General features: G+C 66.0%; 12 protein-coding genes. 3 read left to right on the top strand and 9 right to left on the bottom strand.

Annotation, left to right across the window (positions count from 1 at the left end):
• Positions 1-46 precede the first annotated feature (46 nt).
• A complete protein-coding gene (locus tag AC07UX_RS07870) occupies positions 47-937 on the top strand; it encodes a hypothetical protein (RefSeq protein ID WP_495191358.1) in 891 nt (296 codons plus the stop codon).
• Here AC07UX_RS07870 and AC07UX_RS07865 read toward each other — a convergent pair.
• From AC07UX_RS07865 to hrpB, 5 genes are all read right to left on the bottom strand, one after another.
• Positions 894-2,882: an ATP-binding protein gene (locus tag AC07UX_RS07865; protein WP_495191357.1), complete on the bottom strand. Its 1,989-nt coding sequence runs from the start codon at positions 2,880-2,882 to the stop codon at positions 894-896. The genes AC07UX_RS07870 and AC07UX_RS07865 overlap by 44 nt on opposite strands.
• A gap of 122 nt (positions 2,883-3,004) precedes the next feature.
• Positions 3,005-4,267 (bottom strand): serine palmitoyltransferase, encoded by a 1,263-nt coding sequence (spt, locus tag AC07UX_RS07860; RefSeq protein WP_495191356.1) that lies wholly within the window; start codon positions 4,265-4,267, stop codon positions 3,005-3,007.
• A 104-nt stretch (positions 4,268-4,371) separates the two neighbouring features.
• The gene (locus AC07UX_RS07855) at positions 4,372-4,614 is read right to left on the bottom strand and encodes an acyl carrier protein (protein WP_495191355.1); all 243 of its coding nucleotides are present in this window, start codon (positions 4,612-4,614) and stop codon (positions 4,372-4,374) included.
• Between the two features lie 120 nt (positions 4,615-4,734).
• Positions 4,735-5,013, bottom strand: coding sequence for an ETC complex I subunit (locus AC07UX_RS07850; protein WP_495191354.1), 279 nt, complete (start codon positions 5,011-5,013; stop codon positions 4,735-4,737).
• 69 nt (positions 5,014-5,082) lie between these two features.
• Entirely contained in the window at positions 5,083-7,626 is a 2,544-nt protein-coding gene (hrpB, locus tag AC07UX_RS07845; RefSeq protein ID WP_495191353.1) for an ATP-dependent helicase HrpB, read from the bottom strand.
• Positions 7,627-7,767: 141 nt separating this feature from the next.
• On the opposite strand from hrpB, the gene AC07UX_RS07840 reads away from it, so the two are divergent.
• Complete coding sequence (locus tag AC07UX_RS07840) at positions 7,768-9,378, top strand: ATP-binding protein (RefSeq protein WP_495191352.1); 1,611 nt, start codon at positions 7,768-7,770, stop codon at positions 9,376-9,378.
• Here the strand turns inward: AC07UX_RS07840 and AC07UX_RS07835 are convergent, their stop codons facing one another.
• Both AC07UX_RS07835 and AC07UX_RS07830 read right to left on the bottom strand, forming a co-directional pair.
• Positions 9,379-10,158 carry a TSUP family transporter gene (locus AC07UX_RS07835; protein WP_495191351.1) on the bottom strand — a complete coding sequence of 260 codons (780 nt, stop codon included), beginning with the start codon at positions 10,156-10,158 and terminating at the stop codon, positions 9,379-9,381.
• A gap of 125 nt (positions 10,159-10,283) precedes the next feature.
• Positions 10,284-11,312: a polyprenyl synthetase family protein gene (locus tag AC07UX_RS07830; protein ID WP_495191350.1), complete on the bottom strand. Its 1,029-nt coding sequence runs from the start codon at positions 11,310-11,312 to the stop codon at positions 10,284-10,286.
• Between the two features lie 104 nt (positions 11,313-11,416).
• Between AC07UX_RS07830 and AC07UX_RS07825 the strand changes: the two genes are divergently transcribed.
• Positions 11,417-11,695, top strand: coding sequence for a chorismate mutase (locus AC07UX_RS07825; protein WP_120252126.1), 279 nt, complete (start codon positions 11,417-11,419; stop codon positions 11,693-11,695).
• A gap of 81 nt (positions 11,696-11,776) precedes the next feature.
• Here the strand turns inward: AC07UX_RS07825 and AC07UX_RS07820 are convergent, their stop codons facing one another.
• Together AC07UX_RS07820 and AC07UX_RS07815 are read right to left on the bottom strand one after the other, a co-directional pair.
• Positions 11,777-12,727 (bottom strand): cupin-like domain-containing protein, encoded by a 951-nt coding sequence (locus AC07UX_RS07820; protein ID WP_495191349.1) that lies wholly within the window; start codon positions 12,725-12,727, stop codon positions 11,777-11,779.
• Positions 12,728-12,842: 115 nt separating this feature from the next.
• Positions 12,843-13,733, bottom strand: a complete 891-nt coding sequence (locus AC07UX_RS07815; RefSeq protein ID WP_495191348.1) for a DMT family transporter — start codon at positions 13,731-13,733, stop codon at positions 12,843-12,845.
• Positions 13,734-13,828: the final 95 nt, after the last annotated feature.

Raw genomic sequence — 13,828 nt, 5'->3', positions numbered from 1 at the left:
CGACAGGCTCAGCCCCGAACGGAATTGACCCTTTTTACACCGACCCATGCCCCACCAACTCCTCCCCCTCGTCACCGCCGAACTTTCATCCCCGGCCGATCCGCGCGCGGCCGCCATGGCCGGGGCGCTCGCCGCCCAATATTGCGCTGCCGCCCGTGCCGTCCTCTTCTATGGGTCCTGCCTGCGGGAGGCCAATCTCGACGGGCTGATGCTCGATTTCTACCTGATCGTCTCGGACTATCCGACCGCTTACGGGAAAAGCTGGCTCGCGACCGCCAACCGGCTGATCCCGCCCAACGTATTCCCGTTCGAACATAATGGTCTGATCGCCAAATATGCGGTCCTGTCCGAAGCCGACTTCGCCCGGCTCAACAGCCCGGCGGCGGACAATGTCTCGGTCTGGGCGCGCTTCGCCCAGCCATCGCGCCTGCTCTGGGCGTCGGACGATCTTGCCCGCCAGCGCACGATCGCTGCCGTGGCGCAGGCCGCGCCGACTCTGCTCTCGCTCGCCAGGCCGATGCACGAAGGGCAGGGGGCAAGGCCGGGAGATGCGCTGGCCCTCTGGAAGACCGGCTTTACCCTGACCTATAATGCGGAATTGCGGGCCGAAAAAAAGGGCCGCTCCCTTTCGATCGTGGACGCCGATCCCGCGCGCTATCGCCGCTTCGGGGACGCTGCGCTGGCCGATGGCCTGCCGCCTTCACCCGCCGATGCCCCTGCGCTCTGGCGTCAGCTCCAGCGGCGCGGCAAGCGGCTGTCGGTCGCACGCCTGGCCAAGGCCAGCTTCACCTATGCCGGCGGCATCGATTATCTGGCGTGGAAGATCAATCGCCACGCCGGCACGAAGATAGAGATCAAGCCCTGGCAACGGCGCTGGCCGCTGCTGGGCGCGGTCACTCTGCTGCCGCGGCTGTTCCGGGGTGGCGCGATTCGCTGAGCATCTGGCTTAGCGCCTGCCCCAGCGCCATCAGCGTATAGGGTTTGCGCAGCACCGCATGTCCCGCAAAATCGGCGCTGTCGTTGCCGTCGCCGGTATAGCCGGTCACGAACAGCACCGGCAGATGCTGAAAGCGCGCGGGCAGGGCCTTTACCATTTCCGGGCCGGTCATGTCGGGCATCAACACGTCGCTGACGATCAGGCCGATGTCGCCGTGGCTCGCCAGCAGCTTGACGGCCTTTGCCGGATGGTCGCACGCGATCGGCAGGTGACCCAGTTCGCTCAGCGCCGCCATCGTCTGGTTCAACACCCGGACATCGTCTTCGACCACCAGAATGCGGGTGGGCGGCTGCTCCACCGGCGTTCGCGCGAACCCGGCCTCGGCTTCCGCCACCTCTCCCGCCCTGTCCGATCGCGGCAGATACAGATGCACGCCGGTGCCGATGCCCGGTGTTGATTCGATGCGAATTTCGCCACCGCACTGGCGCACGAAACCGAAAATCTGGCTAAGCCCCAGACCCGTTCCCTTGCCCACCGGCTTGGTGGTGAAGAAGGGTTCGAATACACGCGCCACGACGTCCGGCGTCATGCCACACCCGTTATCGGTCACGCTGACGGTGACATAATCGCCCGCCACGCACGCGCCGACTTCGCCGTCCGACAATAATGCCTGCCCCGTCGCCATCGTCAGGCGACCGCGTCCCTCCATCGCGTCGCGCGCATTGACGCACAGGTTCAGGATCGCATTTTCCATCTGATGCTGGTCAACGAAAATGCGCCATCCGCTCGCGCCCTCGGCGAACTCCACGCTGATCTGGTCGCCGATCGTGCGGTCGATCAGGTCGGCCATGCCGCTCAGCAACGCATCAGGATCGACGGCGCTGGGCAACAAAGGCTCCGACCGGGCAAAGGCCAGCAGTCGCCGGGTCAGCGCCGCTGCGCGGTTGGCCCCCTCCATCGCATTGTCCAGATGTCGGTCCGCCTCGTCGGGCTTCACCGCCATCTTGCGCTTGGCCAGTTCCAGCCCGCCCACGACGACCGCCAGCATATTGTTGAAATCATGGGCAATGCCGCCGGTCAGCTGGCCCACCGCATCCATCTTCTGCATCTGGCGCAGATGATCCTGCGCCGCCGCGCGCTCTGCCGACTCCTGTTTCAATTGCTCATAGGCGTCGGACAGTTCGGCCGTGCGTGCCGCCACCGCCGCCTCCAGCCGGTCGGCGCGTTCGGTCTCGACATCCGCCAATCGCCGCGCCGTGCGTCGCTCGCGAAAGGCGGTATTGGCGAACCAGATGCCGAACACTATGCACACCAGCATGGCCAGCCCGACCAGTCGCGACGTCTTGCCCACCCACTCGTTGCGATCGCCGGCCAGCGTCACTGCCAGGCTCCGTTCGCGCAGCCGGTCATTCTCCGCCTTGATGACCAGGTCGAGCAGCGCTGTGATCCGCCGCAGATCCTGGCTCTTGCCGGCCTGATGGAAGCGCGCCAGCGCGGCCATCTTCTGGTCGTAGGTGGTGCGCAGGCCAATCTCGTTCAGCGTCTTGCCACGCGCGATGAACGCATAACGCAACGCGGCGACATTGCCGCGCTGCCAGGCGGAGGTGCGCGTCGCATAGCCCAGCGTCTTCAACTGGCTGGCGGCGCTGCGCCACTGATCCTGGAACAGGCGGCCGGTATCGGGGTCCAGGCTGATGACATAGCGCGCCAGCGTCACCTCGGCCCGCGCCACCCGCGCCTCGAACCCGCGCGCCAGCGCGATCACCTCGAAACTGTTCTGCTGTTCGGCCAGCGCCTGCGCATGATCGCGTGATGCGTTGCTGGCGCTGTAGATCAGCGCACCCATCGAACCGATCAGCAACAGGCCGAGCAGCAGCGGCAGCATGCGTCGCACAAGCACGCGGCTCAAATCATATGGGTCGCCAGGAAGTTCGGGTTCGGCCATCGGACCGTTACACTAGCCCAACAAGCCCGAAGACGAAACATCGGTCATGATCGGTTCCATGCGTCACGGCCATTTCGTCGCACTCATGGCTCCATCGGTCGCCATGTCACGGCGTTATCGGCTCAGCCGATTGCTCCGGTCGCCTTGCCCGCCGCTTCGAACATCCCGATGATCTGCGTCACCTGATCGTCGCTATGGTCGGCGCACAGCGAACAGCGCAGCAGGAAGGTGCCGGCCGGAGTCGCCGGTGGGCGTGCCATGTTGACGTACAGGCCCAGCTCCAGCAGCGTCTGCCACATGGCGACGGCCTGCATCTGGTCGGTCAGGATGACGGCGATGATCGCCGATTGCGGCGTCGCGCTGCCCAGCTTGAAGCCAAGATCGGACAGGCCCTTATGCAGCCGCTGGCTGTTCTTCCACAGATGGGCGCGCTTTTCGCCCGCGTGCATCAGCTTGCGGATGCTGGTCGCGGCGGTCGCGACGACGCTGGGCGGCAGCGATGCGGTAAAGACATAAGGACGACAGACGAGGCGCAGGATTTCGAACTTGGGATGGTTCGATACGCAAAAGCCACCCACCGTGCCGACCGACTTGGAGAAGGTGCCGACCACGAAGTCGATTTCGCCTTCCACGCCCTGTTCCTCATAGGCGCCCCGGCCATTGGGGCCGAAGAAACCCATGCCATGGGCTTCGTCGCACAGGATCATGCAATTGGGATGCTTGCGGATCGCGGCGACCATCTCGGGCAGGGGCGCGACGTCGCCCAGCATCGAATAGACGCCTTCCAGCACCACCAGCTTCAGCGCGTCGGCAGGCAGGCGACCCAGGCGCTTGTCCAGGTCCTCGACGCTGTTGTGGCGGAAACGGACGATCTCCGCATTGCCCAGGCCACAACCGTCATAGATGGACGCATGGCTGTCGGCGTCCAGCACGACATAGTCGCCCTTGCCCGCCAGCGTGGAGATGATGCCGAGGTTCGCCTGATAGCCGGTCGAAAAGACCATGGCGCCCGACGTGCCGTAAAATTCCTTGAGCGCGTCCTCGACTTCCTTGTGGCCCTGATAGGTGCCGTTGAGGACGCGGCTGCCGGTCGTGCCCGCGCCGAATTCGTCCAGCGCCTTCTTGCCCGCCGCGACCACATCCGGGTCGAACGTCATGCCCATATAATTATAGGTGCCGAGCAGGATGGTTTCCTTGCCCTTGATCATCGCGCGGGTGGGGGACAGCACCTCGTCCATCACGATCGCATAGGGATCGCGCACGCCGGTCGCCAGCAGCGCCTCGCGCTCGTTGATCAGCGGATCGAATTTGGAAAACAGGTCGCGCGCGCCGGGCGTTTCGGCCGGGGTGTGCGCATCGTTCGCGGTGGCGGCAGCGTCGGTCATATAAAAAATCCGTTCGGTTCAGGACCTCCGTTCGGTTCGAGCCTGTCGAGAACCAAGCGCATCGTTCTCGACAGGCTCGAACCGAACGGGAAAGGACAGGCGGTTCAGCCCTTCAGCTTCGCGACCGCGTCCACCAGCTGGCCGACGGTTTCGATTTCGGCCTGCATGTTCATGGTGATGATGATGTCGAACTCATCCTCGATGGCGGCGACGAAATCCATCACCGTCAGGCTGTCCCACTCCAGATCGCCGGCGAAGCTGGTGGCTTCGGTCAGCGCGACGCCTTTCTTGTTGAAAGGCTCGATCTGCGCGGCGACGCTGTCGAAAATGGCGGTGCGATCGGTCATTATCGGTAAAATCTTTCCGTCAAAGCGCGGCTTTTGCCGCCTCATCCCGCTCTTTGGCAAGCGAATAAGGCGTCAATCGGGCAGCAACGCGCCCGAATATGAAATGGCTTTTGCGTCCGCTTACCGGAAATTGTCGGCGTAGGCCTGCAATTTCAGCGTCTTGGGCGGCGTCGCGATGACGGTATAGGGCACGCCCTTCTTTTGCGCATAGGCGACGGCGCTTTCCTGCGATGGAAAGCTCAGCTTCAGCTGCTGCTGCGTGTCGCCCGAACCGGCCCAGCCGGTCAGCGGATCGGCCTTCTTCGCTTCGGCGGGCACATATTCCAGCACCCATTTATGGGTCAGCGCCTTGCCGGACTGGAGGGCGTTTTTCTGGATCTGGTAAATGCGCGCGTTCATCGCGAAAGACTCCGTAAATTCGTCACGCTGCGTTGCACCAGCGGCCGCCGCCAAGTCAAGGCCCAGCCCCTATCGGCGCCGCGCATCCGCATTTTTCGTGCGCAATGTGGCGTTCGCGCCGGCCGGATCGTCGGGCCAGGGGTGGCGCGGATAGCGCCCCCGCATTTCCTTCGCCACGTCGCGCCAGTTGCCCGCCCAGAAACCGGGCAGGTCGCGCGTCGTCTGGATCGGGCGCCCGGCCGGCGAGGTCAGCGACAGCACCAGCGGGATGCGCTGGCTCCCCACGGTCGGATGTTCGGAAAGGCCGAACAGCGCCTGCACCCGCAATTCGACGCGCGGCCCGCCTTCGGCCGCATAGTCGATCGCATGGTGGCTGCCCGCAGGCGATCGGAAATCGGGCGGCGCCAGCCGATCCAGCTGGCTCTTGCCGTCCCAGCCGATCAGCCCCTCCAGCACGCCCGACAATTGCGACCGGTCGATATCCGACAGCCGTCGCCTGCCCGCCAGCAGGGAGGGCAGCCATGCGTCTAGCGTTTCGATCAACGCCGCATCCGACAGCGCCTCCAGCCCGGCAAATGCGCCCCGCATCCGCAGCGACTGCGCCGCCTCCGACCATGGCAGCAGGTCCAGCCCACCCTGGCGCACGCCGTCCACCAAGGCCGCGACCACCGCATCGGGATCGGGCCGGTCATCCGACCCGGACGACAGCCGCACCGCGCCCAGCCGCCGTTCGCGCAGCGCCTCGATCCCGCTATTGGCGGGACGGAATTTCACCGTCCGATGCTCCATGATCCGCGCTCCGAACAGCGCGATTACGTCCGCTTCGTCGATCGGCGCGGCGGACAGGATGCGCGCGCCTGCCGCGCTGCCCTGCACCTCGCCGACGGCCAGCCACGCCTCCCGCGCGAGCGGCGACAACGGATCAAGCCGAAACCCGCGCCCCCCCGCACTCGTCCAGTCCGCGCCATCGGACGACCGCCGCTTGGCCACCCGATCGGGGAAGGCGAGGGCGAGGCACAAGCCGACGCTATGATCAGAATAACCCCTCCCTTCCAGGGAGGGGTTGGGGTGGGTGCGCCGCAGCAGCTGCGCTTGCGACGCCGATGGTGAAGGCTCGCTACGTTCGCCACTCACCCCCGGCCCCTCCCCAATAGGGAGGGGGGAAAGGAGTTTCGCCCACCGCTTCGCCAATCCTCGTGCCGCGTCCGCCCGCTTGCCGCTCTCCCGCCGCCAGCGCTGCCGACGCAATGTCAGGTCGGTATCCTGCCCGCCAATCCCGCGCTCGCCCAGCAGCACCGCAACATCCGCCGCGACCTCGGCCAGTCCCATCTCGCCGGCCCGCACCAGCATATGCGCGATGCGCGGTGACAGGGGCAGCTTGGCCAGCGCCTTCCCATGCGGCGTAATCCGCCCGTCCGCATCCAGCGCGTCCAGCACCGTCAGCCGCCCCCGCGCTTCCTCGACCGCCGCGGCCGGCGGCGCATCCAGCCAGCGCAGCGCTGACGGATCGCTCACCCCCCACAGCGCGCAGTCCAGCAACAGGCTCGACAGGTCGCTTTCCAAAATCTCCGGCGGGTCGAACGGCGGCATCCCCGCACTCGCCGCCGCTTCCCACAAGCGATAGGCGACGCCGGGCCGCTGCCGCGCCGCACGCCCGGCGCGCTGCGTGGCCGACGCCTGGCTGGCCCGCTCCGTCACCAGCCGCGTCACGCCTGCCGCCCGGTCGTACCGCGGCCGCCGTGCGAGGCCACTGTCCACCACGATCCGCACGCCATCAATGGTCAGGCTGGTTTCCGCGATCGCGGTGGCGAGGATGACCTTGCGCCGTCCCGCCCGCGAAGGCCGGATCGCGGCGCGCTGCGCGCCGGGGTCCAGCGACCCGTGCAGCATATGGACTTCGACCGCGCCGCCCTCGATCCGCTCCGCCGTCCGCTCGATCTCCCGCACGCCCGGCAGGAAGGCGAGCAGGTCGCCCTCGGCTTCCTCGCTCAGCGCCCGGCGGATCGCCGCCGCCATCTCATCCTCGATCTTCTTCTCGGCCGCGCGGCCGATGTGGCGGTGGTCCAGCGGCTGGATGCGCCCCTCGCTCTCTATGACCGGCGCACCATCCAAAAGAGACGCGAACCGCGCCCCGTCCAGCGTTGCCGACATCGGCACGATCCGCAGGTCTGGCCGCAACGCCCCCTGCGCGTCCAAAGCCAGCGCCAGTCCGAAATCGCTGTCCAGGCTGCGCTCATGCACTTCGTCGAACAGCACGGCCGATACGCCTGCCAGTTCCGGATCATCCTGTATCCGCCGCACGAAAATACCTTCGGTCAGCACCAGCAGCCGCGTGCGCGCCGACACCTTGCTGTCCATCCGCGTCGCATAGCCGACCGTGCCGCCCGGCTGTTCGCCCATCATCTCGGCGATCCGCTCCGCCGCCGCCCGCGCCGCCAGCCTGCGCGGCGACAGCAGCAGCACTTGTCCTGCGCACCATGGCTCGTTCAGCAGGGCAGGGGCCACCGCCGTCGTCTTGCCCGCGCCCGGCGGCGCTACCAGCACGGCGTTGCTCCCCGCTCGCAACGCGGCAAGCAGGTCGGGCAGGACGGCATAAATGGGCAGGTCGGTCATCGCGCCTCCCTCGCGCCAATCGTCGCGCCGCGCAAGATGCGGCAAGAATAGTCGCCGTCACGGGAAAAAGGTGCCAATATGGACGTTGGGCGCACACAAGCTGATCCGCATCGAGCGGCACGTGGAAGGACGAGCAGGGGAATGGCCAGCCAGATGGAGGGAGCGGACCGGTATCGCACCCTGTTCGAAACGATGGACGAGGGCTTTTGCATCATCGAATTTTTCGATGGCCCCCATGGCCCGTTGAGCGACTATATCCATGTCGAGGCGAACGCCGCCTATGCCCGCCATGCCGGCATCCCCAATGTCGTGGGGCAGAAGCTGCGCGAAATGGTGCCGGATGAGGCGGACGGCTGGGTCGAGCTCTATGGCGGCGTCCTGCACAGCGGCCAGCCCATCCGCTTCCAGCGTGAACTGGAAGCAACCGGTCATCATCTGGAAGTCTCCTCCTTCCGGGTCGGCCCGTTTGAAAACCGCCAGGTTGCGGTGCTGTTCAACGACATCACCGACCGGATCAAGGCGGAAAGGGCGCAGCGGGCCCTCAACGAAACGCTCGAAGCCCGCATCGCCCAGGCGCTGGAGGAACGGGAACAGGCCGAAAGCGCCCTGCGCCAGGCGCAGAAGATGGAGGCGGTGGGCCAGCTGACCGGCGGACTTGCCCATGATTTCAACAATTTGCTGGCCGGTATTTCCGGCGCGTTCGAAATGATCGGCGTGCGGTTGGCGCAAGGCCGCACCGCAGACGTCGACAAATATCTGACCGCCGGGCAGGGCGCCACCCGCCGCGCCGCCGCGCTGACCCATCGCCTGCTGGCCTTTTCCCGTCGCCAGACGTTGACGCCCAAGCCGACCGTCGTGAACCGGCTGCTCGGCGATTTTTCCGAACTGGTCCGCCGCACCGTCGGGCCGCAGATAGAGGTGCAGACCATCGCCTCGTCGGGTCTGTGGCCCGCTTTGGTCGATGCCAACCAGCTGGAAAATGCGCTGCTCAACCTCTGTATCAACGCGCGCGACGCGATGCCCAGCGGTGGCAAGATCACGATCGAGACGGGCAATCGCTGGCTCGACGCCCGTAGCGCCCGCGAACATGGCCTCACGCCGGGCCAATATGTCACCATATGCACCAGCGACACCGGCACCGGCATCGACAAGGCGATCCTCGATCGCGTCTTCGATCCTTTTTTCACCACCAAGCCGATCGGGCAGGGGACGGGCCTTGGCCTCTCCATGGTCTATGGCTTCGCGCGCCAGAGCAACGGCCATGTCCGCATCTATTCGGAGCCGGGCGACGGCACGATGGTCTGCATCTATTTGCCCCGCCACCGTGGCGAGGAGGATATCGACGCGACGGACATCAGCGAACCCCCGATCGAGGGCGGGGCGAGCGAAACCATCCTGGTGATCGACGACGAACCATCGGTGCGGATGCTGGTCGTCGATGCGCTCAGCGATCTGGGCTATCATTGTCTGGAGGCCGCAGACGGCCCAGCCGGCCTGCGCATCCTGGAATCGCGCGCGCGGATCGATCTGCTCATCACCGATGTCGGGCTGCCGGGCGGCCTCAACGGCCGTCAGGTCGCCGACGCCGCCCGCACGCTACGCCCGGATCTCAAAATATTGTTCGTCACCGGCTATGCCGAAAATGCCGTGCTGAACCATGGCCATATCGAACATGGGATGGAAGTGCTGACCAAGCCCTTCGCCGTGGACGAACTGCATCGCCGCGTGGCGACGCTGGTGCAGGCGGAATGATTATCCGAACAGATAGATATGGATCGGGTTTTTCGGGTCCAGCAGCATCTTGGCGGTCAGCGCCAGCGACATGACGATCAGCAGCGGCTTGATCAGGCGCGACCAGAACCGCATCGCCAGATGCGACCCGATCTGCCCGCCGGTGATGCTGCCCACCGCCATGGCCAGGCCCGCAATCCAGATCACATGCCCGCCCGCGATCATGGTCAGCAAGCCCGCGACATTGCTGGCCAGATTGGCGGCCTTCGTCTGCGCCGTCGCACGCAGGATGGACAGGCCGCCCAGCGCCAGGAAAATGGTCGTGTAGAAGGCCCCGGCCCCCGGCCCGAAAAAGCCGTCGTAAAAGCCGACCACGCCGATCAGTCCGGATAACGCCGCCATGCCGACCCGCGCATGGCGATCGGCATCGCTCAACTTGGGGGAGAAGGTGAAATAGGCGGCAAGCGCGATCAGCAGCGCTGGCATCAAACCCGCCAGAATCGACGGATCGACCCGCTGGAGCAACCATGCCCCCCCGACGGACCCGATGAAGGCGGCCAGGACGGGCCATTTATAGGTTTTGAGGTCCATATGCCCGCGCCGGGCATAGGCCACGCAGGCGCCGAACGTACCCAGGCTGCTTTGCAACTTGTTGGTCGCGACCGCCTGAACCGGCGGTATCCCCGCCGCCAGCAGCGCGGGCAGCGCGATAAGCCCTCCGCCGCCCGCCATCGCATCGACGCACCCGGCCATCGTCGCTGCGGCCACAAGGAAAGCGATGGTTTCGGGGGAGAGGATCATAGGCGTAATCCGGCTCCGCCCTCTGACCCTTTCGGGCCGAGCCTGTCGAAGCCCTGTACTTTCTGTGTCAGGGGCCAAATGACCGATGGATGGCGTCTGATCGAACGATCAGGCGCCGGAAAACCTCAATAGGCCCGCGCTATAGCGAATTCGACCGCTTCGGTAAGGGCCGCCTTGGCCTGACCGGCATCGAACCGGCCCAGCGCGTCGATCGCGCGCTGGCCATAATGGCGCGCGCGCGCCATCGTGTCGGCGATGGCGCCGGTCTGGCGTAGCAGGCCGGTGGCATGGGCCAGGTCTTCGTCGCTGATCTTGTGGCCAGCGATCGCCGCCTTCCAGAAGGCCTTGTCTTCGGCCGATCCGCGCGCATAGGCCAGGATCACCGGCAACGTCACCTTGCCGTCGCGGAAATCGTCGCCCGCATCCTTGCCCATGGTCGCGCCGTCCGATTCATAATCGATCGCATCGTCGATCAGCTGGAACGCGATGCCAAGGTTCCGGCCATAGACGTCCAGCGCCTGCTCCTCCGCCTCGCTGCGGTCGGCAACCACGGCGGAAATGCGGCAGGCGGCGGCGAACAGGGCGGCGGTCTTGGCGCCGATAATGTCCAGATACTGGTCTTCGCTGGTGTCGATCTTGCGCTGGGCGGTCAGCTGGTTGACCTCGCCCTCGGCGATCACCGCCGACGCATTGGCCAGGATCTTGAGCACCTTGAGCGATTCCGCCTCGACCATCAGCTCGAACGAGCGGGAGAAGAGGAAATCGCCCACCAGCACGCTGGCGCTGTTGCCCCAGATGATGTTGGCGGTCTTGCGGCCCCGACGCAGCCCCGACCCATCGACGACATCGTCATGCAGCAGCGTGGCGGTGTGGATGAACTCGACGGCGGCGGCCAGCTTGTAATGGCGCGTGCCGGCATAGCCGACCAGGTCGGCGCAGGCCAAAGTCAGCATCGGCCGCAGGCGCTTGCCGCCGCCCGCAATCAGATGACCGGCCAGTTCCGGGATCAGGGGGATGCGCGACTGCATCCGGTCCAGGATCACGGCATTGACCTGGTTCATGCCGTCGGCAACCAGCGACATGATGGGGGCGAGCGAGGGCGCGGCGTTCGCGCGGCCGATCGGGTGGACGTTACCGGAGGCGGGTGCTGTCATGACCGCGCCCATGTGGCGGTGCAAAATGTGAAAGGCAAGCGGGAATAGCTTGCACAAGGCGGCGGATGCGGCAAAAAGCGCGCCATCTGGAACCGGAGGCCCAAGTGGACGAGACTTTGAACCGCTATCGCGAAAGCATCGACAATATCGACGCGGCGCTGGTGTTCATGCTGGCCGAACGTTTCAAGATCACCCAGGCCGTCGGCGAGCATAAGGCGACTCACGATCTGCCCCCCGCCGATCCCGGCCGGGAGGATCGCCAGATCACCCGCCTGCGCCAGCTGGCGCTCGACGCGAAGCTCGATCCCGACTTCACCGAAAAATTCCTGCGCTTCATCATCGACGAAGTCATCCGCCACCACGAGCAACTGCGCGAGGGGTAAGCGAGCTGCATCATTGCGAGCGCAGCGAAGCAATCCATCGTAGCGCAACGATGGATCTGTTGCGCGTGCAAAGACGGCGAATTACCCCGCCGGATAACTTTCATGCCCGACATTGGGCCAGTGGAAATTGGTATAGGTCAGCATGGTCGAAAAGCTTTCCGACCGCACCTGATGCCACCAGCCGATCGGGATGAACAGCAGGTCGCCCGGCGTCAGCAACACGTCATAGCGCAGCACGTCCCGCGCCTGCGGATGCAGCTTCAACCGCGCCTCGTCGGTGACGTCCCGCACATCGCTGAACACATGCGAGCGGTGCGCCAGTCGTCGCGTCTGTGATGGCGGGATCAGGATGACGCGCTTGGTGCCGCTCACCTGCGCCAGCATATTGTTGGTCAGGTCGAAATGCAGTGGCGTGAACGTGCCTTCGCCGCCGATCCACAGCATCCCCGGCGCGCGCGTCAGATAGGCGTCGATCGGCCCTAGATCATTTTCCAGCACGCGCAGTGCCGGCCCGTTGGCGGCGCTGTTGGACGCGGTCAGATAGGCGTCGTTCCCGCCCTTGCGCGCCAAAGCCATGAACTGGCGGAACGGCGCGCGCTTGCGATGCCTGTCCTTCTTCAGCTCATAATCCTGTGTGGTCGATCGCCCGCCCTGATATTCGATCATGGCGTCGCCAACTGTCTTCGCCAGATAATCGGGCGTCCATCGCGCCAGCGCCGGCCAATGGTCGATCGCGCCCTTGATCAGCACCGGCCGCCCCGGCGCGTAAAAACCGTGCAGGAAATCCTCGCCAGACAGATGTTCTGCGGTCAACAGGCCGGACGCATAGGGCGACAGCGCGCGCTGCTGCTCCTGCACGTCCATCAGCCACTCCCGCCGCTTGAGGGGCAACGTCTCTTCTGTCGCCTTGGCCGGCATGGGCGGCGGCGTAATCGGTCGTGCGGTGGCGGCACCGAAGTCGATCTGCCGCAAGGCCATTTGCATCGCCATGTCGGCGGCCTGGGCGGGAAGGGAGGGCAGCATCTTGCTCATGCCGTTCCCTACCGCCCGATGATGACGGCGATGTTGCAACCGATGACGTTTATGTGACGACGGACATGCTCTCGGAACCGTCCGTCCTGAGCCTGTCGAAGGACGCGCACGCCGTTCAGGCCGGCTCGACGACCTCCACCTTCTTCCCCTGCGACCGCCCGATCAGTACGCCGCCCAGCGCCAGCGTAAAGCCCAGCAACTGCACCGGCCCCAGCCGCTCGCCGAACAGCAGCCAGGCCTCGATCGCAGCCAGCGGCGGCACCAGGAGCAACAGCATCGACATGCGCGTCGCCCCTTGATGCCGCACCAGCCACACCAGCAGCGACAGGCCGCCGGCGGACAGGCCCAGCACGGACCAGCCAAGGCCCAGCCACAAAATCGGCGCCCCGTCCCAGCGATATTCGCCCACCAGCACGGTCGCGGCGATCGCCACCAACGCCCCGCCCATATTCTGCACCGCGCCCGATACGGCGATTCCGTCGCCCGCGATCGCGCCGCGCTGGATCAGCGTGCCGCCGGCCATGCCCAGCACCGCGACCATGCCCGCGATCGCGGGGGCGATGCCGATCCCGCCCGCGCCTGATCGCTCGATCGCCGGCATCAGGACGCAGCCCACGCCGGCGATCGCGACGGCCAGCCCGCCCCACGCGCGGCCCGGCAACCGCTCGCCCAATAATGCGACGCTCGCAACCGCCACCATCAGCGGCTGGAGCGATCCCAGCAGCGACATGATTCCGGCGGGCATGCCGTCATTCACCGCCCACCAGCTGAGCGTCAGATAAAAGCCATGCAGCATCGCGCCGGCCGCCAGATGCAACCCCAGCCGCCGCCCCGTTGGCCAGGCCTGCCGCGCATAGAGCGCCGCCCCGCTCAGCACTATGGCCGTCGCCGTCAGCCGTAGCGCCAGGATCAGTTCCGGCGCGCCATGGGGCACCATCGCCCGCGCGACGATGAAGCCGGTGGACCATATGAGGACGAAGAGGACAGACGCGACAAGGCCGAACATGTCGCTGCCTTTGGCGCAAGGGCAGGGCGATGTCGAGCCGGAGGAAGGGAGGAGGCGGGATGCGCCGGTCGGGCCGGGGCGATACCGAACTTGGT

The organism is Sphingobium sp. GW821-FHT02B05 (assembly GCF_059421905.1).
This window is presented reverse-complemented; position numbering and strand designations above follow the sequence as displayed.

What these genes read in the sequence shown, in the direction of transcription:
- AC07UX_RS07865 (WP_495191357.1), bottom strand. Translation starts at nt 2,882, where the DNA reads ATGGCCGAACCCGAACTTCCTGGCGACCCATATGATTTGAGCCGCGTG.
- AC07UX_RS07850 (WP_495191354.1), bottom strand. Translation starts at nt 5,013, where the DNA reads ATGAACGCGCGCATTTACCAGATCCAGAAAAACGCCCTCCAGTCCGGC.
- AC07UX_RS07870 (WP_495191358.1), top strand. Translation starts at nt 47, where the DNA reads ATGCCCCACCAACTCCTCCCCCTCGTCACCGCCGAACTTTCATCCCCG.
- AC07UX_RS07830 (WP_495191350.1), bottom strand. Translation starts at nt 11,312, where the DNA reads ATGACAGCACCCGCCTCCGGTAACGTCCACCCGATCGGCCGCGCGAAC.
- AC07UX_RS07840 (WP_495191352.1), top strand. Translation starts at nt 7,768, where the DNA reads ATGGCCAGCCAGATGGAGGGAGCGGACCGGTATCGCACCCTGTTCGAA.
- AC07UX_RS07835 (WP_495191351.1), bottom strand. Translation starts at nt 10,158, where the DNA reads ATGATCCTCTCCCCCGAAACCATCGCTTTCCTTGTGGCCGCAGCGACG.
- AC07UX_RS07815 (WP_495191348.1), bottom strand. Translation starts at nt 13,733, where the DNA reads ATGTTCGGCCTTGTCGCGTCTGTCCTCTTCGTCCTCATATGGTCCACC.
- AC07UX_RS07855 (WP_495191355.1), bottom strand. Translation starts at nt 4,614, where the DNA reads ATGACCGATCGCACCGCCATTTTCGACAGCGTCGCCGCGCAGATCGAG.
- spt (WP_495191356.1), bottom strand. Translation starts at nt 4,267, where the DNA reads ATGACCGACGCTGCCGCCACCGCGAACGATGCGCACACCCCGGCCGAA.
- hrpB (WP_495191353.1), bottom strand. Translation starts at nt 7,626, where the DNA reads ATGACCGACCTGCCCATTTATGCCGTCCTGCCCGACCTGCTTGCCGCG.
- AC07UX_RS07820 (WP_495191349.1), bottom strand. Translation starts at nt 12,727, where the DNA reads ATGAGCAAGATGCTGCCCTCCCTTCCCGCCCAGGCCGCCGACATGGCG.